The sequence below is a fragment of the Streptomyces cacaoi genome (assembly GCF_006539165.1).
Classification (GTDB): domain Bacteria; phylum Actinomycetota; class Actinomycetes; order Streptomycetales; family Streptomycetaceae; genus Streptomyces; species Streptomyces cacaoi.
Genome location: NZ_BJMM01000004.1, coordinates 105094 through 126202 on the forward strand (window position 1 = coordinate 105094; position 21109 = coordinate 126202).

At 71.4% G+C, this 21109-nt stretch carries 19 protein-coding genes; 16 read left to right on the forward strand and 3 right to left on the reverse strand.

Going from position 1 to position 21109, the window contains the following annotated elements; all coding sequences use genetic code 11:
• Positions 1 to 577: 577 nt before the first annotated feature.
• The 15 genes from SCA03_RS05835 (at position 578) to SCA03_RS05905 (ending at position 17286) form a co-directional block, all read left to right on the forward strand.
• The gene (locus SCA03_RS05835) at positions 578 to 937 is read left to right on the forward strand and encodes an NADH-quinone oxidoreductase subunit A (RefSeq protein ID WP_030880278.1); all 360 of its coding nucleotides are present in this window, start codon (positions 578 to 580) and stop codon (positions 935 to 937) included.
• Between the two features lie 14 nt (positions 938 to 951).
• On the forward strand, positions 952 to 1506 hold the full coding sequence (locus SCA03_RS05840) for a NuoB/complex I 20 kDa subunit family protein (protein ID WP_030880276.1): 555 nt from the start codon (positions 952 to 954) through the stop codon (positions 1504 to 1506).
• The gene (locus SCA03_RS05845; protein ID WP_030894014.1) at positions 1503 to 2234 is read left to right on the forward strand and encodes an NADH-quinone oxidoreductase subunit C; all 732 of its coding nucleotides are present in this window, start codon (positions 1503 to 1505) and stop codon (positions 2232 to 2234) included. The genes SCA03_RS05840 and SCA03_RS05845 overlap by 4 nt, the downstream gene beginning before the upstream one ends.
• The gene (locus SCA03_RS05850; RefSeq protein WP_030880269.1) at positions 2234 to 3574 is read left to right on the forward strand and encodes an NADH-quinone oxidoreductase subunit D; all 1341 of its coding nucleotides are present in this window, start codon (positions 2234 to 2236) and stop codon (positions 3572 to 3574) included. The genes SCA03_RS05845 and SCA03_RS05850 overlap by 1 nt, the downstream gene beginning before the upstream one ends.
• Positions 3571 to 4326 carry an NADH-quinone oxidoreductase subunit NuoE gene (nuoE, locus tag SCA03_RS05855; protein ID WP_051846896.1) on the forward strand — a complete coding sequence of 252 codons (756 nt, stop codon included), beginning with the start codon at positions 3571 to 3573 and terminating at the stop codon, positions 4324 to 4326. Before SCA03_RS05850 ends, nuoE begins: the two co-directional genes overlap by 4 nt.
• Entirely contained in the window at positions 4326 to 5714 is a 1389-nt protein-coding gene (nuoF, locus tag SCA03_RS05860; RefSeq protein ID WP_086816786.1) for an NADH-quinone oxidoreductase subunit NuoF, read from the forward strand. The genes nuoE and nuoF overlap by 1 nt, the downstream gene beginning before the upstream one ends.
• Positions 5711 to 8239, forward strand: a complete 2529-nt coding sequence (locus tag SCA03_RS05865; RefSeq protein WP_030880262.1) for an NADH-quinone oxidoreductase subunit G — start codon at positions 5711 to 5713, stop codon at positions 8237 to 8239. The genes nuoF and SCA03_RS05865 overlap by 4 nt, the downstream gene beginning before the upstream one ends.
• On the forward strand, positions 8236 to 9600 hold the full coding sequence (nuoH, locus tag SCA03_RS05870; protein ID WP_030880261.1) for an NADH-quinone oxidoreductase subunit NuoH: 1365 nt from the start codon (positions 8236 to 8238) through the stop codon (positions 9598 to 9600). The genes SCA03_RS05865 and nuoH overlap by 4 nt, the downstream gene beginning before the upstream one ends.
• A 2-nt stretch (positions 9601 to 9602) precedes the next feature.
• The gene (gene nuoI / locus SCA03_RS05875; RefSeq protein WP_030880256.1) at positions 9603 to 10274 is read left to right on the forward strand and encodes an NADH-quinone oxidoreductase subunit NuoI; all 672 of its coding nucleotides are present in this window, start codon (positions 9603 to 9605) and stop codon (positions 10272 to 10274) included.
• Positions 10271 to 11197: an NADH-quinone oxidoreductase subunit J gene (locus tag SCA03_RS05880; RefSeq protein ID WP_030880253.1), complete on the forward strand. Its 927-nt coding sequence runs from the start codon at positions 10271 to 10273 to the stop codon at positions 11195 to 11197. Before nuoI ends, SCA03_RS05880 begins: the two co-directional genes overlap by 4 nt.
• Positions 11194 to 11493: an NADH-quinone oxidoreductase subunit NuoK gene (gene nuoK, locus SCA03_RS05885; protein WP_030880252.1), complete on the forward strand. Its 300-nt coding sequence runs from the start codon at positions 11194 to 11196 to the stop codon at positions 11491 to 11493. Before SCA03_RS05880 ends, nuoK begins: the two co-directional genes overlap by 4 nt.
• 13 nt (positions 11494 to 11506) lie before the next feature.
• On the forward strand, positions 11507 to 13453 hold the full coding sequence (gene nuoL, locus SCA03_RS05890; RefSeq protein WP_030880249.1) for an NADH-quinone oxidoreductase subunit L: 1947 nt from the start codon (positions 11507 to 11509) through the stop codon (positions 13451 to 13453).
• A gap of 3 nt (positions 13454 to 13456) precedes the next feature.
• Complete coding sequence (locus tag SCA03_RS05895; protein WP_030880246.1) at positions 13457 to 15103, forward strand: NADH-quinone oxidoreductase subunit M; 1647 nt, start codon at positions 13457 to 13459, stop codon at positions 15101 to 15103.
• 5 nt (positions 15104 to 15108) lie between these two features.
• Positions 15109 to 16755, forward strand: a complete 1647-nt coding sequence (gene nuoN, locus SCA03_RS05900; RefSeq protein ID WP_086816788.1) for an NADH-quinone oxidoreductase subunit NuoN — start codon at positions 15109 to 15111, stop codon at positions 16753 to 16755.
• A gap of 147 nt (positions 16756 to 16902) precedes the next feature.
• Positions 16903 to 17286 (forward strand): cupin domain-containing protein, encoded by a 384-nt coding sequence (locus SCA03_RS05905; RefSeq protein ID WP_030880240.1) that lies wholly within the window; start codon positions 16903 to 16905, stop codon positions 17284 to 17286.
• A 124-nt stretch (positions 17287 to 17410) separates the two neighbouring features.
• On the opposite strand, the gene SCA03_RS05910 is transcribed toward SCA03_RS05905, so the two are convergent.
• The 3 genes from SCA03_RS05910 to SCA03_RS05920 form a co-directional block, all read right to left on the reverse strand.
• Complete coding sequence (locus SCA03_RS05910) at positions 17411 to 17980, reverse strand: hypothetical protein (RefSeq protein WP_030880239.1); 570 nt, start codon at positions 17978 to 17980, stop codon at positions 17411 to 17413.
• Between the two features lie 98 nt (positions 17981 to 18078).
• Positions 18079 to 18669: an NADPH-dependent FMN reductase gene (locus tag SCA03_RS05915; RefSeq protein ID WP_086816784.1), complete on the reverse strand. Its 591-nt coding sequence runs from the start codon at positions 18667 to 18669 to the stop codon at positions 18079 to 18081.
• Between the two features lie 328 nt (positions 18670 to 18997).
• On the reverse strand, positions 18998 to 19846 hold the full coding sequence (locus SCA03_RS05920; RefSeq protein WP_158102329.1) for a TetR/AcrR family transcriptional regulator: 849 nt from the start codon (positions 19844 to 19846) through the stop codon (positions 18998 to 19000).
• 109 nt (positions 19847 to 19955) lie between these two features.
• Here SCA03_RS05920 and SCA03_RS05925 point away from each other — a divergent pair, with 109 nt between their 5' ends.
• Positions 19956 to 21050 (forward strand): alpha/beta fold hydrolase, encoded by a 1095-nt coding sequence (locus SCA03_RS05925; protein WP_176602526.1) that lies wholly within the window; start codon positions 19956 to 19958, stop codon positions 21048 to 21050.
• Positions 21051 to 21109: the final 59 nt, after the last annotated feature.

A 21109-nucleotide genomic window follows, 5' to 3' on the forward strand; every position in this document is an offset into this window, starting at 1 on the left:
GATGCCCAATCAGACATCTCGAAGGTCACAGCCGGGACTCGCTCGCGTCGCACTCGCGTCCTGATGCCCCGTCAGCGCCGACCGGGGTCGACGGGGTCGACGGGTCCGACGGGACGGCCCGGGTCCGCCGGGGTCCCAGGGGGGTGCCGTCTCTGCCGGATCCGTCGGTTCCGTCTGGTCCGCCCCGCTTGTGCCGGCCTTCACTACCGCACGAGCACGCGCTCGCCCCTATAGCACCGGACGGCGTCCAGCGCGAATTTGCCTCAGTGGACCGTTGCTTGATACAGCGATCGGCTTCCAGCGGCTCTGAACTCCTGTGAATGTCACCAGCGGTGATCATCTATGGGCTTTGCGTATGAAGATCGACGGTAATCCGACCGGATGATCCACCGTCAGGTGGTGGAGATCACAAAGCAGTTGCTGTACCCCGTGTCGCAGATCACAGAGGCCCGGGCTTAAGATGCCTGCGAACAGGGCTTGTGAACTGCCTCACATAGGAGCGATCTTTCGTGGGAGCGCACAGCGGCCCAGCGGTCTGCCGGCAGTCGGAGTCGACGCCTGGAAGGAGACGGGAGCGGTGAACGTCTACACACCAATCCTCGTACTGGGAGCCCTCGCAGCGGCATTCACGGTGTTCTCCGTGGTGGTCGCCTCGGCCGTCGGGCCCAAGCGTTACAACCGGGCGAAGCTCGAAGCCTACGAGTGCGGCATCGAGCCCACGCCGCAGCCGGCCGGGGGCGGCCGCTTCCCGGTGAAGTACTACCTGACGGCGATGCTCTTCATCATCTTCGACATCGAGATCGTCTTTCTCTACCCGTGGGCCGTGCACTTCGACTCCCTCGGGATGTTCGGGCTCGTCGAAATGCTGATCTTCGTCGCCCTCATCGGTATCGCGTACGCCTACGACTGGCGGCGCGGCGGCCTGGAATGGGACTAGAGGCGGGGTGAGCCATGGGACTTGAAGAGAAGCTGCCGAGCGGATTTCTGCTGAGCACCGTCGAGAAGCTGGCGGGGGCGGCGCGCAAATCGTCGATGTTCCCCGCGACCTTCGGACTCGCCTGCTGCGCCATCGAGATGATGACGACGGGCGCCGGGCGCTACGACCTCGCCCGGTTCGGGATGGAGGTCTTCCGCGGCTCCCCGCGGCAGGCCGACCTCATGATCGTGGCGGGCCGGGTCAGCCAGAAGATGGCCCCGGTGCTGCGGCAGGTCTACGACCAGATGCCGAACCCGAAGTGGGTCATCTCCATGGGCGTGTGCGCCTCGACGGGCGGCATGTTCAACAACTACGCGATCGTGCAGGGCGTCGACCACGTCGTCCCCGTCGACATCTATCTGCCCGGCTGTCCGCCGCGCCCGGAGATGCTGATGGACGCCATCCTCAAGCTGCACGAGCAGATCCTCCACTCCAAGCTCGGCGTCAATCAGGAGGAGGCGGCCCGCGCGGCGGAGGAAGCGGCCATGAAGGCGGTTCCGACGATCGAGGTGAAGGGGCTGCTGCGATGACCGAGGCCAACGGCAACCACCCCGGCGGCGACGAGGCCGCCGGCTCCCTCCCCGCACAGCAGGAGCCGGGCGAGATCATCGGGGTCAGGCGCGGGATGTTCGGCGCGAACAACGGGGGCGACACCTCGGGTTACGGCGGGCTGGTGCGCACCGTCCGGCTGCCGGGCGCGTCCTCCAGGCCGTACGGCGGCTGGTTCGACGAGGTCGCCGACGAGCTGGAGGGGGCGCTGGAGGAACAGGGCTTCGTCCCGGAGAACGTCATCGACAAGACGGTCGTCGACCGCGGCGAGCTGACGTTCCACATCCAGCGCGAGTTCCTGCCCGTGGCGGCGCGGACGCTGCGGGACGATCCGGCGCTCCGCTTCGAGCTGTGCACCGGCGTCAGCGGGGTGCACTTCCCCGAGGATCGGGGGCGCGAGCTGCACGCCGTCTACCACCTGCGATCGATCACCCACAACCGGCTGATCCGGCTGGAGGTCACCGCGCCGGACGCGGACCCGCATGTGCCCTCGATCGTCGACGTGTACCCGACGAACGACTGGCACGAGCGCGAGACCTACGACTTCTTCGGCCTGATCTTCGACGGCCATCCGGCGCTGACGCGGATCATGATGCCGGACGACTGGCAGGGCTTCCCGCAGCGCAAGGACTACCCGCTCGGCGGCATCCCCGTCGAGTACAAGGGCGCCCAGATTCCCGCTCCCGACCAGCGGAGGTCGTACTCCTGATGTCCGACACCCAAGCGACGACACACGCGACCGCCGGTATCCGGGAGACGACCGAGGGCACCGTCTACGACGTCACCGGCGGCGACTGGGACGAGATCGCGAAGGCCGTCACGAGCAGCGACGACGAGCGCATCATCGTCAACATGGGCCCCCAACACCCGTCCACGCACGGGGTGTTGCGGCTCATCCTGGAGATCGACGGCGAGACGGTCACCGAGGCCAGGGCCGGTATCGGCTATCTGCACACCGGTATCGAGAAGAACCTGGAGTTCCGCACGTGGACGCAGGGCACCACCTTCGTCACGCGCATGGACTATCTGACGCCGTTCTTCAACGAGGCGGCCTACTGCCTGGCCGTCGAGAAGCTGCTCGGCATCGAGGACGACATCCCGGAGCGCGCCAAGATCATCCGGGTGCTGCTGATGGAGCTGAACCGGCTCTCCTCGCATCTGGTGGCCATCGCCACCGGCGGCATGGAGCTGGGCGCCACCACCGTGATGATCTTCGGCTTCCGGGACCGCGAACACTGCCTGGACCTCTACGAGTTGATCACCGGGCTGCGGATGAACCACGCCTTCATCCGGCCCGGCGGGCTCGCCCAGGACCTGCCGCCGGGCGCGGTGGACGCGCTGCGCGAGTTCGTGAAGAAGATGCGCAAGAACCTGCCCGAGTACGACGCGCTGTGCACCGGCAACCCCGTCTTCAAGGCCCGGCTCCAGGACGTCGGCTATCTCGATCTGGCCGGCTGCATGGCGCTCGGCGCGACGGGGCCCGTGCTGCGCTCGGCCGGGCTCCCGCACGATCTGCGCAAGGCGCAGCCCTACAGCGGCTACGAGACCTACGACTTCGAGGTGCCGACGGTCGACACCTGCGACTCCTACGGCCGCTTCCTGCTGCGGCTCGAGGAGATGCGCCAGTCGCTGCGGATCATCGAGCAGTGCGTGGACCGGCTGGAGCCGGGGCCCGTGATGGTCGGCGACAAGAAGATCGCCTGGCCCGCCCAACTGGCCCTCGGGCCGGACGGTCTGGGCAACTCGCTCGACCACATCAAGAACATCATGGGCACCTCCATGGAGGCGCTCATCCACCACTTCAAGCTCGTCACGGAGGGCTTCCGGGTGCCGCCCGGCCAGGCGTACACGGCGGTGGAGTCCCCCAAGGGCGAGCTGGGGGTGCATGTGGTCAGCGACGGCGGGACCCGCCCCTACCGGGTGCACTTCCGCGACCCCTCGTTCACCAACCTTCAGGCCATGGCGGCGATGTGCGAGGGCGGTCAGGTCGCCGACGTCATCGTCGCCGTCGCGTCACTCGACCCCGTGATGGGAGGCGTCGACCGATGAGCGGACAGCCGACCGAGGCCGTCGACATCGGCATCCCGCAGATGCCCGCACCGGACTACCCCGCCGAGGTGCGCGAGCGCCTGGAGCGGGACGCCCGGGAGATCATCGGCCGCTACCCCGACAGCCGTTCGGCCCTGCTGCCGCTGCTGCACCTCGTGCAGGCGGAGGAGGGGTACGTCACCGCGACCGGCCAGCGGTTCTGTGCGGAGATGCTCGACCTGTCCACGGCTGAGGTGAACGGTGTCGCGACCTTCTACACGATGTACCGCCGCAAGCCCTCCGGCGACTACCAGGTCGGGGTGTGCACCAACACCCTGTGCGCGGTGATGGGCGGCGACGCCATCCACGAGCGGCTGCGCGACCACCTCGGCGTGGGCGACGGGGAGACGACGCCGGACGGCAAGGTCACCCTGGAGCACGTCGAGTGCAACGCGGCCTGCGACTTCGCGCCCGTCGTGATGGTCAACTGGGAGTTCTTCGACAACCAGACGCCGGAGAGCGCCTGCGCCCTCGTCGACGATCTGCGCGCCGGGCGGCAGGTGGCCCCCACCCGCGGGGCCCCGCTGTGCACCTTCCAGGAGACGGCGCGCATCCTCGCCGGCTTCCCCGACGAGCGGCGCGACGCCGTCGACGCCTCCGGCAGCGCCGGGCCCGCCTCGCTGGCCGGGCTGCGGCTGGCCAAGGGCGAGACCCCGCCCGGGCCCGGCGTCGTCTCGCCCCGCAGCGCAGCGGCCGACGAGGAGGGGGAGTGATGACGGTGGCGGCCGACAACGGCGGGGCCTCCCGCCGCGACGACGACGCCCGGCACGCGGCGGAGAAGCTGCTCCACCCGGTGCTCTCCGCGCACTGGGACGAGCCCGACTCCTACTCCCTGGACGCCTATCGGCGGCACGAGGGCTACGCGGCGGTGCCCAAGGCGCTGGCGATGGACCCCGACGACCTCATCGCCTACGTCAAGGAGGCCGGGCTGCGCGGGCGCGGCGGCGCGGGCTTCCCGACGGGCATGAAGTGGCAGTTCATCCCGCAGGGCGACGGCAAGCCGCACTATCTCGTCGTCAACGCGGACGAGTCGGAACCGGGAACCTGCAAGGACATCCCCCTTCTCTTCGCCAATCCGCACGCCCTCATCGAGGGCATCATCATCGCCTGCCACGCCATCCGCTCCGCACACGCGTTCATCTATCTGCGCGGTGAGGTCGTGCCCGTGCTGCGCCGGCTGCACGAGGCCGTCCGCGAGGCGTACGCCGCCGGGTTCCTCGGCAAGGACGCGCTCGGGCCCGGCAAGGACCTGGAGCTGACCGTGCACGCCGGGGCGGGCGCGTACATCTGCGGTGAGGAGACCGCGCTGCTCGACTCGCTGGAGGGCCGCCGCGGGCAGCCCCGGCTGCGCCCCCCTTTCCCGGCCGTAGCCGGCCTGTACGCGTGTCCCACAGTGGTGAACAACGTCGAATCCATCGCGTCGGTTCCCGCGCTCGTGCTGCACGGCAAGGACTGGTTCCGCTCGATGGGCAGCGAGAAGTCGCCCGGCTTCACGCTGTACTCGCTCAGCGGGCACGTCGCCAGGCCCGGCCAGTACGAGGGACCGCTCGGGCTCACCCTGCGCCAACTGCTGGAGATGAGCGGCGGGATGCGCCCCGGGCACCGGCTGAAGTTCTGGACGCCGGGCGGCTCGTCCACGCCGATGCTCACCGACGAACACCTGGACGTGCCGCTGGACTACGAGGGCGTCGGCGAGGCCGGCTCGATGCTCGGCACCAAGGCGCTCCAGTGCTTCGACGAGACGACCTGCGTCGTGCGGGCCGTCACCCGGTGGACCGAGTTCTACGCGCACGAGTCCTGCGGCAAGTGCACACCCTGCCGCGAAGGCACCTACTGGCTCGTCCAGTTGCTGCGCGACATCGACGCGGGCAAGGCGCACGCCGCCGATCTGGAGAAGATCGCGGACATCGCCGACAACATCAACGGCAAGTCCTTCTGCGCCCTGGGTGACGGGGCCGCAGCGCCGATCGCCTCCTCGCTGAAGTTCTTCCGCGAGGAGTACGAGGCCCATCTCTGCGGCCGCGGCTGCCCCTTCGACCCCGCGAAGTCCACCGCATGGGCCGACAAGCCGAACTCCGCTCACCTGGAGGTGAACGCGTGACCGTCACCACCCCTGCCTCCTCCGGCGGAGGCGAGGCGGCGGTGCCGCCGGAAGACCTGGTCTCGCTGACCATCGACGGAGCGCAGATCAGCGTGCCGAAGGGCACGCTCGTCATCCGCGCCGCCGAACAGCTCGGCATCGAGATCCCGCGCTTCTGCGACCACCCGCTCCTCGACCCGGCCGGCGCCTGCCGCCAGTGCATCGTCGAAGTCGAGGGCCAGCGCAAGCCGATGGCCTCCTGCACCATCCAGTGCACCGACGGCATGGTGGTGCGCACCCATCTGACCTCGGACGTGGCGAGCAAGGCCCAGCGCGGGGTGATGGAGCTGCTGCTCATCAACCACCCGCTGGACTGCCCCGTCTGCGACAAGGGCGGCGAGTGCCCGTTGCAGAACCAGGCCATGTCGCACGGCGACGCCGACTCGCGCTTCGAGGGCAAGAAGCGCACCTACGAGAAGCCCGTCGCCATCTCCCAGCAGGTGCTGCTGGACCGCGAGCGGTGTGTGCTGTGCGCGCGCTGCACCCGGTTCTCCGAGCAGATCGCCGGGGACCCGATGATCGACCTGATCGAGCGCGGCGCGCTCCAGCAGGTCGGCACCGGCGAGGGCGATCCGTTCGAGTCGTACTTCTCCGGCAACACCATCCAGATCTGCCCGGTGGGCGCCCTCACCTCGGCCGCCTACCGGTTCCGCTCCCGCCCCTTCGACCTCGTCTCCTCGCCGTCGGTGTGCGAGCACTGCTCCGGTGGCTGCGCGGTCCGCACCGACCACCGGCGCGGCAAGGTGATGCGCCGGATGGCCGCCGAGGACCCGCAGGTCAACGAGGAGTGGATCTGCGACAAGGGCCGCTTCGCGTTCCGCTACGCGCAGCGGCCCGACCGGTTCACCGGCCCCCAGGTACGCGGCGACGACGGACAGTTGCGGCCCGCGAGCTGGCCCGAGGCGCTGGCCGCTGCGGCCCGCGGCCTCGCGCCCGCGCGCGGCCGGGCCGGGGTGCTCACCGGCGGCCGGATCACCGTCGAGGACGCCTACGCCTACGCGAAGTTCGCACGGGTCGCGCTGCGCACCAACGACATCGACTTCCGCGCCCGGCACCACTCCGCCGAGGAGGCCGACTTCCTCGCCGCGCACATCGCCGGCCACGGCCTGGACCTGGACGGCAACGGCGCCGGCGGCCGGGGAGCGGCGGTCAGCTACTCCGCGCTGGAGGCGGCCCCGGCCGTGCTGCTCGTCGGCTTCGAGGCCGAGGAGGAGGCGCCGGGGGTCTTCCTGCGGCTGCGCAAGGCGTGGCGCAAGCACGGCCAGCGCACCTTCGCGCTCGCCACGCACGCCACCCGGGGCCTGGAGAAGGCGGGCGGCACCCTGCTGCCGGCCGCGCCCGGCACCGAGACGGACTGGCTGGACGCGCTGGCCGGCGGTGTCGGCCTGGACGCGGTCGGGGAGCGGGCCGCCGAGGCGCTGCGTGCCGAGGGCTCGGTGATCGTCGTCGGGGAGCGGCTCGCCGCCGTGCCGGGCGGCTTCACCGCCGTCGTGCGCACGGCGACGGCCACCGGCGCCCGGCTGGTGTGGGTGCCGCGCCGGGCCGGCGAGCGGGGCGCGATCGAGGCCGGGGCGCTGCCGGGGCTGCTGCCCGGGGCGCGGCCGGCGGACGACGGGCGGGCCCGCGAGGAGGTCGCCAGGGCCTGGGGCGTGGCCGAACTGCCGTCCGCTCCGGGCCGGGACACCTCGCAGATCATCGAGGCGGCGGTGGCCGGCGAGCTGTCCGCGCTCGTCGTCGGCGGTGTGGGCGTCGAGGACCTGCCCGACCCGCGGCGGGCCGAGGAGGCGCTGCGTGCCGTGGACTTCGTCGTCAGCCTGGAGCTGCGGCCCAGCGCGGTGACCGCGCACGCGGACGTGGTGCTGCCGGTCTCCGCGGTGGCCGAGAAGGCCGGCACCTTCCTCAACTGGGAGGGCCGCGCGCGGATGTTCGAGCCGGCGCTGCGCCCGGCGCAGATGACCCGCCGGCACGTCCAGCCCGACACCCGGGTGCTGCACATGCTCGCCGACGCGCTCGACGTCCACCTCGGGCTGCCCGATGTGCGCACGGTGCGCGGCGAGCTGGACCGGCTCGGGTACTGGGCCGGCTCACCGGCGGCCTTCCCCGTCACCGTCGGCCGGCAGCTGCCGCAGCCCGGCGCCGGTGAGGCCGTGCTGGCCGGGCACCGGCTGCTGCTGGACCGCGGCCGGCTCCAGGAGGGCGACGAGGCGCTGGCCGGCACCCGGCATCCGGCGCTCGCCCGGCTGTCCGCCGCGACGGCCGCCGAGGCGGGCGTCGCGGACGGCGAACTGCTCACCGTCAGCGGCCCGTCGGGCCGGGTGCGGCTGCCGCTGCGGATCACCGAGATGCCGGACCGGGTGGTGTGGCTGCCGCTGAACTCCGTCGGTGACGGCGTCACCGCCGACACCGGGGCCCGGGTGGGCGATCTGGTGCGTATCGCGAGCAGCGCCGCCGAACCGCAGGAGACCACCGAGGAGGTGGGCGCGTGAACGCCGCCCTGGGGCAGCTCGCCGCCGAGGATCTGTCCGTGTTCGGCACGGACCCGTGGTGGCTGATCGCGATCAAGGCCGTCTTCTGCTTCGCCTTCCTGATGGGCACGGTGATCCTCTCCATCGTCATGGAGCGGAAGATCGTCGGCTGGATGCAGCTGCGCATCGGCCCCAACCGGCACGGCCCCTGGGGGATGCTCCAGTCGCTGGCCGACGCCATCAAGCTGATGCTCAAGGAAGACATCGTCGTCAAGGGCAGCGACAAGTTCGTCTATCTGCTCGCCCCGATCGTCGGTGCGGTGCCCGCCTTCATGGCGATCGCGGTCATCCCGTTCGGCCCGGCGGGCAACGAGATCTCGGTCTTCGGGACGCGGACGGCGATGCAGCTCACCGACATGCCCGTCGCGGTCCTCTACATCCTGGCCACCTCGTCCATCGCCGCGTACGGCGTGGTGCTGGCCGGCTGGTCGTCGGGTTCGACGTACCCGCTGCTGGGCGGCGTGCGGGCCACGGCCCAGGTGATCAGCTACGAGATCGCGATGGGCCTGAGCCTGGCCGCGGTCTTCCTCTACTCCGGGTCCATGTCGACCTCGGCGATCGTCGGTGAGCAGGCGAGCGGCTGGTTCGCCTGGCTGCTGCCGGTCTCCTTCCTGATCTACCTCGTCTCGATGGTCGGCGAGGCGCACCGCGCGCCGTTCGACATGCCGGAGTCCGAGGGCGACCTGGTCGCGGGCTTCCAGACGGAGTACAGCTCCATCAAGTTCGCGATGTTCATGCTCACCGAGTACATCCACGTGGTGACCGTCTCGGCGCTGGGCGTGACCCTGTTCCTGGGCGGCTGGCGGGCGCCCGCGCCGATCTCCACCGTGTGGGCGGGCGCCAACCACGGCTGGTGGCCGCTGCTGTGGTTCTCCGCGAAGCTCGCCGTGCTCATCTTCTTCTTCATCTGGATCCGCGGCACCCTGCCCCGGGTGCGCTACGACCAGTTCATGAAGCTGGGCTGGAAGGTGCTCATCCCGATCGCGCTGGTGTGGCTGATGCTCGTCGCCACCGTCCGCGCGATGCGCAACGAGGGATGGAACTACAGCGAGGTCGTCTACTGGGTCGCCGGCGTCGTGCTGGCGCTGCTGCTGATCACCTTCCTCGTGGATTCCTTCCGCGGCCGCAAGGAGGAGCCGGACGACCCCGGGGGCGCGGCCGCCGACCAGCCGTTCGACCCGATGGCGGGCGGCTTCCCGGTGCCCCCGCTGCCCGGCCAGACGCTGCCACCCGTACCCCGGCGGCCCTCGCGCGCCGGCCGCGGGCGGGAGCCGGTCGGCGCCGGAACCAGCGAAGGAACGAGCGAGAGGGAGGGGGCCTGACAATGCCCGAGAACCCCGTGGCCGGCTTCGGCTTGACCTTCAAGGACATGTTCAAGAAGCGGCTGACCGAGCAGTACCCCGAGCACAAGAAGCCCACGGCGCCCCGCTTCCACGGCCGTCACCAGCTCAACCGGCACCCCGACGGGCTGGAGAAGTGCGTCGGCTGCGAACTGTGCGCCTGGGCCTGCCCGGCCGACGCCATCTACGTCGAGGGCGCGGACAACACCGAGGAGGAGCGCTACTCGCCCGGCGAGCGCTACGGCCGCGTCTACCAGATCAACTATCTGCGCTGCATCCTGTGCGGCCTGTGCATCGAGGCGTGCCCCACCAGGGCGCTGACGATGACGAACGAGTACGAACTGGCCGACTCCAGCCGCGACTCGCTGATCTACACCAAGGAGCAGCTCCTCGCCGGCCTGGAGGAGGGCATGGTCGACTCCCCGCACGCCATCTATCCGGGCATGACGGAGAAGGACTACTACCGGGGCCTGGTCACCGAGGCGGCGCCGGGCACCGTGCCGCAGACCCCGCGGGACACCGAGGACCCGCAGGAGTCCGCCGCCACGTTCGGCCCGGAGGAGCCCGCCGCCTCCGCGGCCGCCACCGCGCGTTCCGCGGCCGGCGGCGACATGACGCACGGTGTCGAGACCGGCAGCGGGGAGGGCGAGCGGTGAACCCCACGCAACTGGCCGTCGCGGCCACGTCGACGGGGGAGGCCGTGCAGTTCTGGGTGCTCGGCACCGTCGCCGTGCTCGGCGGGCTCGGCACGGTCCTGATCCGCCGCGCGGTGCACAGCGCGCTCTGCCTCGCCGGCACCATGATCATCCTGGCGATGTTCTACCTCGCCAACGGCGCCTACTTCCTCGGCGTCGTACAGATCGTCGTCTACACCGGCGCGGTCATGATGCTGTTCCTGTTCGTGCTGATGCTCGTCGGCGTCAGCGCGGCCGACTCCCTCAAGGAGACGCTCAAGGGCCAGCGCTGGCTGGCCGCCTGCTGTGCGCTGGGCCTCGGCATCCTGCTGATCACCGGCATCGGCCAGGCGTCGGTCGGCAGCTTCACCGGGCTCGGCGCCGCCAACGCCGGCGGCAACGTCCCGGCGCTGGCGGAGCTGCTGTTCACCAAGTACGTCGTCGCCTTCGAGGTGATCGGCGCGCTGCTGACGGTCGCCGCCGTCGGTGCCACGCTGCTCACCCACCGCGAGCGGGTGGAGAAGAGCAAGTCGCAGCGTGAGCAGGCCGAGGAGCGGGTGCGCGCGGGCAAGCAGCTGCCCCCGCTGCCGGCGCCCGGCGTCTACGCCCGGCACAACGCCGTCGACCGGCCGGGGCTGCTGCCCGACGGCACCCCGGCCGAGTCCAGCGTCAGCCACACCCTGCGCAGCCGTGGCCAGATCCGCGAGGTCAGCGCCGAACAGATGGCCTCCCTCGCGGCGTTGGAGCAGCGCACCGCCGAGTACCACGGGCAGCCCTCGCCGCGCCGCGGTCCGGCGGAGCCGAGCAGGCGGGCGATCGAGCGTGCCCGGCCGCAGGACGCCGGGGAGGAGCCCGCGGACGGCGACGGCGGGCGTGACAGCGAGCGCGAGGAGGCCGCCAAGTGAGCCCCGCCAACTACGTCTATCTGGCAGCCCTGTTGTTCACCATCGGCGCCGCGGGTGTGCTGCTGCGGCGCAACGCGATCGTCGTGTTCATGTGCGTCGAGCTGATGCTGAACGCGGCCAACCTCACGCTGATCGCCTTCTCCCGGATGCACGGCAACCTCGACGGCCAGATCATGGCGTTCTTCGTCATGGTCGTCGCCGCCGCCGAGGTCGTGGTGGGCCTGGCGATCATCGTCATGCTCTACCGCTCCCGTCATTCGGCCTCGGTCGACGACGCCAACCTGATGAAGCTCTGAGGGGTACGGACCAGTGGAGTCATTGATCGGAGTGCTCGTCGGTGCGCCCCTGCTGGGCGCGGCCGTGCTGTTGTGCGGAGGGAAGGCGCTGGACCGGGCCGGGCACTGGCTCGGCACCCTGCTGGCTGCCGCGTCGTTCGTGGTCGGCGCGGTGCTCTTCTTCGGCATGCTCGGCCGCGCCGGCGACGACAGGGCGATGCACTCGCACCTGTGGTCGTGGATCCCGGTGGACGGTTTCCGCGCCGATGTGGCCTTCCAGCTCGACCAGTTGTCCATGACGTTCGTGCTGCTGATCACCGGCGTGGGCACGCTCATCCACGTCTATTCGATCGGCTACATGGAGCACGACGAGCGGCGCCGCCGCTTCTTCGGCTATCTGAACCTGTTCCTCGCGGCGATGCTGCTGCTCGTCCTGGCCGACAACTTCCTGCTGCTGTACGTCGGCTGGGAGGGCGTGGGCCTCGCCTCCTATCTGCTGATCGGCTTCTGGCAGCACAAGCCCAGCGCGGCCACGGCGGCGAAGAAGGCGTTCCTCGTCAACCGGGTCGGCGACGCCGGGCTGGCCATCGCCATCTTTTTGATGTTCACCACGTTCGGCAGCTTCGCGTTCGCGCCCGTGCTGGCGAACGCCGGGGACGCGAGCGAGGGCAAGCTGACGGCCATCGGCCTGATGCTGCTGCTGGCGGCCTGCGGCAAGTCGGCCCAGGTGCCGCTCCAGTCCTGGCTGGGCGACGCGATGGAGGGCCCGACGCCCGTCTCCGCGCTCATCCACGCGGCGACGATGGTGACCGCCGGGGTCTATCTGATCACCCGCTCCGGCGCGATCTTCAACGGTGCCCCGGACGCCCAGCTGGCGGTGGTCGTCGTCGGCGCGGTCACGCTGCTGTTCGGTGCGATCGTCGGGTGTGCGAAGGACGACATCAAGAAGGCGCTGGCCGGTTCGACGATGTCGCAGATCGGCTACATGATCCTGGCCGCCGGACTGGGCCCGGTGGGCTACGCGTTCGCCATCATGCACCTGGTCACCCACGGCTTCTTCAAGGCCGGGCTGTTCCTGGGCGCCGGCTCGGTGATGCACGGCATGAACGACGAGGTCGACATGCGCCGCTACGGCGGGCTGCGCAAGTACATGCCGGTCACGTTCGTCACCTTCGGCCTCGGCTATCTGGCGATCATCGGTTTCCCCGGCCTGTCCGGCTTCTTCTCCAAGGACCAGATCATCGAGGCGGCCTTCGGCAAGGGCGGCACCCAGGGCTGGATCCTGGGCGGCGTGGCCCTGCTGGGCGCGGCCATCACCGCGTACTACATGACGCGGGTGATGATCATGACCTTCTTCGGCGAGGAGCGCTGGCGCACCGAGCGCACCCCCTCGCCGGACCGGCCCGATGTGGAGCCGGCGGCCTCGGTGCGCGGCGAGCACGCGGAGCCCCACCCCCATGAGTCCCCGGGCGTCATGACGATCCCCATGATCGTGCTGGCCATCGGCTCGGTCGCCGCGGGTGCCGTCTTCAAGCTGGGCGACTCCTTCGTGAACTGGCTGGAGCCCGTCACGCAGTTCGAGCACGGGCATCCGCCGGTGTCCGCCACGGTGGTCACCACGGCGACGATCGTCGCGCTGGTCATCGGCGTCGGCGCGGCCTGGCTCCAGTACGGGCGCCGCCCCGTGCCGGCCGTGGCCCCGCGCGGCAATCTGCTCACCCGGGCCGCCCGGCGTGATCTGCTCCAGGACGACTTCAACCACGCCGTGCTGGTCACCGGCGGCACGCATCTGACCCGCAGTCTCGTCTACACCGACAACAAGGTCGTGGACGGCGCGGTGAACGGTACGGCGGCCGCCTTCGGCGGGCTGTCCGGGCGGCTGCGCCGGGTCCAGAACGGGTTCGCGCGCACCTACGCGGTCTCGATGTTCGGCGGCGCGGCGGTGCTGATCGCCGCCACCTTGCTGATGAGGGCGGTCTGAGACATGTCATTTCCTCTGCTGACGGTCACGGCGGCGCTGCCCGCCGTCGGCGCGGTCGCCACGGCGGCCGTCCCGGCGGCACGGCGCACCGCGGCCAAGTGGTCGGCGCTGCTGTTCTCGCTGGCCACACTGGTGCTCGCCGCCGTGGTGCTGGCCCGCTTCGACCCGGACGGCGGGCGCTACCAACTGACCGAATCGCACGCCTGGATCGCCGACTTCGGGGTCCGCTACGAACTCGGGGTGGACGGCATCGGCGCGGTGATGATCGCGCTGACGGCGCTGCTCATCCCCTTCGTCGTCGCCGCCGGCTGGCACGACGCCGACCCCGGCGAGGAGCGCCCCTCCTCCCGGTGGCGCCCCACCCAGGGCTTCTTCGCGCTGATCCTGGCCGTCGAGGCGATGGTGATCGTCTCCTTCGCGGCCACGGACGTCTTCCTCTTCTACATCTTCTTCGAGGCCATGCTCATCCCGATGTACTTCCTCATCGGAGGCTTCGGGGACCGGGCGCACGCCGCCGGGGAGGACGAGGGCGCCAAGCAGCGCTCCTACGCCGCGGTGAAGTTCCTGCTGTACAACCTCGCCGGCGGGCTGATCATGCTGGCCGCCGTCGTCGGGCTGTACGCCGTCACCGCCGACCAGCTCGGCACCGGGACGTTCTCGCTCCAGCAGATCGCCGAGGCGCGCTCCTCCGGCGAGCTGACGATGGCCACCACCACCGAACGCCTGCTGTTCCTCGGCTTCTTCGTCGCCTTCGCGATCAAGGCGCCGCTGTGGCCGGTGCACACCTGGCTGCCCAACGCGATGGGCGAGGCGACGGCCCCGGTGGCGGTGCTCATCACGGCGGTCGTCGACAAGGTGGGCACCTTCGCGATGCTCCGCTTCTGTCTGGGCCTGTTCCCCGGCGCCAGCGACTGGGCGACGCCGGTGGTGATCGCGCTCGCGCTGGTCAGCATCCTGTACGGGGCGCTGCTCGCGGTCGGCCAGCGGGACATCAAGCGGCTGGTGGCCTACGCGTCGATCTCCCACTTCGGCTTCATCATCCTGGGCATCTTCGCGATGACGAGCCAGGGCCAGGGCGGCGCGACGCTGTACATGGTCTTCCACGGCATCTCGACGGCCGCGCTGATGCTCGTCGCCGGCTTCCTCATCTCGCGCCGCGGCTCGCGTCTGATCGCGGACTTCGGCGGGGTGCAGAAGGTGGCGCCGGTGCTGGCCGGGACCTTCCTGGTGGGCGGCCTGGCCACGCTCTCGCTGCCGGGGCTCGCGCCGTTCGTCAGCGAATTCCTCGTCCTGGTGGGCACGTTCAGCCGCTATCCGGTCGCGGGCATCGTGGCGACGGCGGGCATCATCCTGGCCGCGCTGTACGTGCTGCTGCTCTACCAGCGCACCATGACGGGCCCCGTCAAGCGCCCGGAGATCGAGAAGATGCCGGATCTGCGGGCGCGGGAGCTGGCCGTCGCGGTGCCGCTGGTCGCGCTGCTGGTCGTCCTCGGGCTCTTCCCGAAGCCGCTCACCGAGATCGTGAACCCGGCGGTGGAACACACCATGTCGGATGTGAAGAAGACGGACCCGAAGCCGCAGCGACCGGTCGCCGAGCACGGCTGGTTCGACTACAAGCCGGCTCGGCACAGCGGAGGTGAGCACGAGTGAGCGCGCTGGTTGCGGCCGGCGGCGTCCCGGGTCTGTGGACGCTCGCCGACGGGCAGAAGCTTCAGGCGCCCGACATCGAGTACGGAAAGCTGTCGCCGACGCTGATCGTGCTCGGTGCCGCGGCCGTCGGCGTGGTCCTGGAGGCGTTCCTGCCCCGCAGATCGCGCCATGTCGCGCAGGTGTTCCTCGCCCTGCTGGGGCTGGCCGCGGCGTTCGCCGCCGTGGTCGGCCTCGCGGCCAGCGGCGCCGGCAGCACCAAGGCGCAGATCGCGGGCATGGGCGCGCTCGCCGTGGACGGCCCGGCGCTCTTCCTCCAGGGCACGATCCTGCTGGTGGGCATCGTCGGTGTGATCACCTTCGCGGAGCGCCGGCTGGAGCCGCGTGCGCACGGCGCGCCCGTCGACTCCTTCGCGGCGCAGCCCGCCTCGGTGCCCGGCGGTGAGGGCGAGCAGATGGCCGTCAAGGCGGGCTGGACGACGTCCGAGGTCTTCCCGCTGCTGCTGTTCGCCGTCGGCGGCATGCTGCTCTTCCCCGCGGCGAACGATCTGCTGCTGCTGTTCATCGCGCTGGAGGTCTTCTCGCTGCCGCTGTATCTGCTGTGCGCGCTGGCGCGTCGCCGCCGGCTGCTGTCGCAGGAGGCGGCCGTCAAGTACTTCCTGCTGGGCGCCTTCTCGTCCGCCTTCCTGCTGTTCGGCACGGCACTGCTGTACGGCTACGCGGGCACCGTCAGCTACTCGGGCATCGCACGCGTGGTCTCCGGGGCGGACGCGACGACGGATCCGGTGCTCGCGCAGACGACCGGGAACGACGCGCTGCTGCTGATCGGCGGTGCGCTGGTGGTGATGGGTCTGCTGTTCAAGGTGGGCGCCGTGCCGTTCCACATGTGGACGCCGGACGTCTACCAGGGCGCGCCGACACCGGTGACGGGCTTCATGGCGGCGGCCACCAAGGTCGCGGCGTTCGGCGCGCTGCTGCGGCTGCTGTACGTCGTCCTGCCGGGCCTGCGCTGGGACTGGCGGCCGGTGATGTGGGGCGTGGCGATCCTGACGATGCTGGCCGGTGCCGTCGTGGCCATCACCCAGACGGACATCAAGCGGCTGCTGGCCTACTCCTCGATCGCGCACGCCGGGTTCCTGCTGGTGGGCACCATCGCCACCTCGAAGGACGGCATCTCCTCGGTGCTGTTCTATCTGGGCGCCTACTCGTTCGTGACACTCGGCGCGTTCTCCGTGGTGACGCTGGTGCGGGACGCGGGCGGCGAGGCGACGCATCTGTCCAAGTGGGCCGGTCTGGGCCGCCGTTCGCCGCTGCTGGCCGGGGTGTTCGCGGTGTTCCTGCTGGCGTTCGCCGGTATCCCGCTCACCTCGGGCTTCGCGGGCAAGTTCGCCGTGTTCAAGGCGGCGGCCGAGGGCGGAGCCGGTGCGCTGGTGGTCGTCGGTGTGATCGCCTCCGCGATCGCGGCGTTCTTCTATCTGCGGGTCATCGTGCTGATGTTCTTCAGCGAGCCGCGTGCCGACGGGCCGAGCGTGGCGGTGCCGAGCGTGCTGACCAGCTCCGCCATCGCCGTCGGTGTGGTCGTCACGATCGTCCTCGGTGTCGCTCCGCAGTACTTCCTCGAACTGGCGGGACACGCGGGCGTGTTCGTCCGCTGAGCCCGGACGGCGGGGCCGGGGAAGGGTTCTTTTCCAGCCATCGTCCTACCGGTCCGACGCGTCGCCGGAGGCCACAACTGGCCCTCCGGCGACGCTTTTTGATGCACCAGTGACAACCGGTGCAAAGAAACGGTAGGAATTCGGAGCATGGGTTGTGTGATTCTCCGCCGGGAAGAGGGCGGATACGAGGGGAAGCAGGGCGGCATATTCACCGAGGGGGTGTCTGCCGAGTCCGTCGGCTCGAAGGGTCTGTGCCTGCATGTGCTGCACATCCCGGCCAACTCCAAGGGGGAACCGCATCTGCACGCGGGGCACGAGTCGGCGATCTACGTCGTCAACGGAACGCACGAGATCTGGCACGGCGAGGGGCTCGCCCACCACGACACGCTGTGCCCCGGCGACATGGTGTACGTGCCGGCCAACATGCCGCACATGCCGGTCACCGGTGACGAGCCGGTGACCGTGGTGGTCGCCCGTACCGATCCGCGGGAGCAGGAGTCCGTGCACCTGCTCTCCCCGCGGGAGCCCTGAGCGGGCCGGACACCCCGGGATGCCGGTCCCGCCCGGTCCGCCGCGGCGCCACCGGGCGGGACCGGCCCCGTGAGCCGGCCCCGCGGACCGGCCCCGCAGTCCCGGTTCCGCCCGGTGCCGGGGCTCAGCCGGTGATGTCCTTCAGCTTGTCCTTGGCCCCGTCGGGAACATCCGGCATGTCGGGGACATCGGGCAGCTCGCCCAGATCGCCGGGCGACTTCGGCAGCTTCGCCGGTGCCTTCGAGACCCTGCCGTAGGTGTCCGTCGCACCGCCGTTCCAGCTGACCTTCAGCGTCTTCTCCGCCACCGAGACGACCGTGCCGTTGGTGCGGTCCTCGCCCACGCCGCCCGGGCACTTGAGGACGAGCCCGTCCTTGCCGCCGGAGTCCATCACCCGGCCGGTGCACACCTTCTCGTCACGCACCAGTGAGGCCGCGTCCCCCACGACGGTCAGCACGAGCTTCTTCCCGCCCGCCTGCGCCGCCCAGACGCCGGGCAGCCCGGCCTTCCCGCCGCCGTCCCCCGCCTCGTCCGCCGAGGGCGTCGGGTCCGCCGTCCGCTGTGTGTCCTTCGCCTTGTCCGCCCCGGCGTCCTTGCCGTCCCCTCCGTCGTCGCTGCTTCCGCAGCCGCTCACGAGCAGCGCGACAGCCGCCACCGCAGCCGCCGCCCCCGTCATCCGCTGTGCCGTGCGCACGTACCGTCTCCTTGGTAGTCCAGCAGGGTCACGACAACTTAGCAGTGCGCCGGAAGCGGGGGCCGGGCGTCGGGCGGCACCGGCGGCGCGGGCCGGGTTCAGGCGGCGTAGGGGCGTGCGGCCTTGCCCGCGCGGAGCGTCGCGCCCCACCACGCCAGCTGGTCGAGCATCACCTTCGCCGCCGCCTCCGTCTCGGCCTGGTCCTGGTGGGTGCCGTCCTCGGCGAACCGGTCCCACGGCATGTGGAAGCTGACACAGTCCCGCACGGTGACGGCGTGCAACTCGGCGAAGACCGGCCGCAGATGCTCCACCGCGCGCAGTCCGCCCGACATGCCCCCGTAGCTGACGAAGCCCACGGGCTTGGCCTGCCACTCGCTGTGGAAGAGGTCGATGGCCTGCTTCAGCCCCGCCGGATAGCTGTGGTTGTACTCGGGGGTGATGACGACGAACGCGTCGGCGGCGTGCAGCCGTTCGCTGAGCGCGCCGAGCGCGTCGCGTGCCGGGCTGCCGTGCCCCGGCAGCGCCGCGGGCAGGTCCAGCTCCGCGAGATCGAGCACGTCGACGGTGAACTCCGGGTGCACGGCGGCCCGTTGCTCCGTCCAGCGCCGCACGACCGGCGCGAAGCGCCCCTCGCGCGTGCTGCCGACGATGAGGCCGAGCCGGAGGGGAGTGGGGGCGGTGGTGCTCATGGTGGTGTCCTCTCGACAGGGGTGCGTGCCCTCGCCGCGGGTGTGCGGACGTGGGGCGTCCCCGCGCGGTCCGCCGTGGCGGCATCCGTTGCGGAACACCGATAAAGCTAGGAGTTGAAGTGAACTTCAAGTCAAGGGTGCGCCGTGAGGCCGACCGGATGCCGCGCACAAGCCGGGGCGCCGCGCATCCGCCGGGGCCGCGCACCCGCCCGGACGCCGCGCACGTGCCTGGGCGGGTGCGCACGTGCCCGCGTGCCGCGCCCGCCCCTCGCCGCCTCCTTCCCGGTGGGGGCCTTCCGGGCCCGGTGATCGGGCCCGCCCCCGGCGGTCAGCCGCGCCCCTCCGGCCCGAGAAGCCCGGACAGGACCCGGGTGACGATGCGGTCGAAGATCTGCGCGGGATCCTCGTCGCCCGCCCCGACCGCCGTGCCGGCCCCGTCCTCCCCGGCGGCTGTGCCTGCCTCGCCCTCCCCGTGCTGCGGGACGCCGCCGCCCGCCGCGGTCACCGCCGCCGCCACGTGCGGGTGTTCGCCCGCGGCGACGGTCCTGGCGAGGAACTCCCGGTCTGCGCGCTGCCACCGGGCGAGGGTGCCTCCGTCGGTCCGGCGTGCGCGTTCGGCCCGGGTCAGTGAGCCGACCACGGACTGGAGCACGCCCACGGCCTCCAGCTTCGTCCGCGCCGGAACCGGCACCGGGGCGAGCGCGGCCAGGGCGTGTTCGAGGTAGGCGACCGTGTGCGGTCCGAGCGGGCTGCCGCTCGCCGTCGCCTCCGGCAGCCACGGGTGACGCAGCTGGACCTCCCGGCTGCGGTGGGCCAGTGTGCGCAGATCGTCGAGCCAGTCCCCGGAGCCGAGCCCGTCGAAGCGGACCTCGCCGGCCGCCCGGTCGATCATCAGCTCCAGCAGTTCCTCGCGGGTGGTGACGTAGCGGTAGAGCGAGGCGGGGGCCGAGCCCAGCGAGCGGGCGACGGCCCGCATGGTCACCGCGGCGAGGCCCTCGGCGTCGGCCAGCCGGACACCGGCGTCGGCCAGCCGTTCCCGGTCGAAGGCCGGGGCAGGACCCCGGCCGGAGAGCGCGGGCCGCAGCCAGATGCTCGCGGCATCCCGCGCGGAACCGGCGGCCGGGCCCGGGCGGCCGGGGGGAGCGGACGCGTCCTGCGAACCGGTGCGGTCGGGCACGGGGACCTCCTCGACGGTGCTGTACCCCTGTTTCTGCGAACAGCGTATGCAGTACCGTGACGGAAAGGTACTGCGAACACCGATCGCAGAAAGGCCGGAAGGTGATCCCATGAACGACCCGTACGCCGACGACCTCGTCTGGACCCCGGTCCGGTACGCGCACAACGGCCCGGTCGCCCTCGCCCACGACCGGCTCGACGGGGCACACGGCACACCGCTGCTGCTCGTCATGGGGCTGGGCACGAACCGGTTCTGGTGGCCGGCCGCGCTGTGCCGGGCACTCGCCGAGGCCGGCTTCGCCGTGGCCCGCTACGACCAGCGCGACGCGGGCGGGTCGACGCGGATGCCGGACACCTCCGTCCGCAACCCGTTCAAGGCCCTCTTCGGCAGACGCGGCGAGTCCTACACCTCCGAGGACATGACCGACGACGCCGTCGCCGTCCTGGACGCCCTCGGCTGGGACCGTGCGTATGTCTTCGGCCATTCGCTGGGTGGCGTGATCGCGCAGCGCATCGCCCTGCGGCACCCGGACCGGGTGCGCGGCGTGGTCTCCTCCTCCGCCCTGTCCAGCGACACCGCCGGGCTGCGGGTGCTGCGCCATCTCCGGCCCGGCCTGCCGCTCCGGCTCGCCCGCGCCCGGTTCCCGGAGGGCCGCGAGGGCGAGGTGGAGGCCGCGCTCGCGGTCCGGCGCGGGGTCGCCTCGCCCGGCTATCCGTTCGACGAGGAGGTGGCCCGTGCCTGGGCCCGGGCACAGGCCGACGCCGGGCCCCGGGACACCCGGGCCCAGAGCCGGCAGATCGGCGCCCAGTGGCACGGCCCTCCGCTGCGGGCGCTGCGCCGGCCGCTGCTGGTCCTGCACGGGGAGCAGGACCAGCTGCTGCGGCTCTCCGCCGCCCGGGCCACCGCCCGCGCCGTCCCCGGCTCCCGCCTGGTCACCTTCCCCGGCGTCGGCCACGACCTGCCCGCGCCGCTCGCGCCCGTCGTCGCCCGCGAGGTGCGGGCGCTGGCCGACGCAGCCGACACAGCCGACACAGCCGAGGCAGCCGAGGCAGGCCAGGCAACCGGGGTAGGCGACGCGAGCGGTGCGGCCGGTGTGGCCGGTGCGGCGGACCCGGTGGACACGGCGGGTGCGGCTGACACGGCAGGCGCGGCCGACGCGGAGGGAGTGGTCGACGCGGAAGGCGCGGCGGCGGCCGGGCGGTGAGCGGGTCCAGGTGGGCGGAGCCCGGGGCCGCCACCGGAACGAGTGAAAAGGCGAACCGG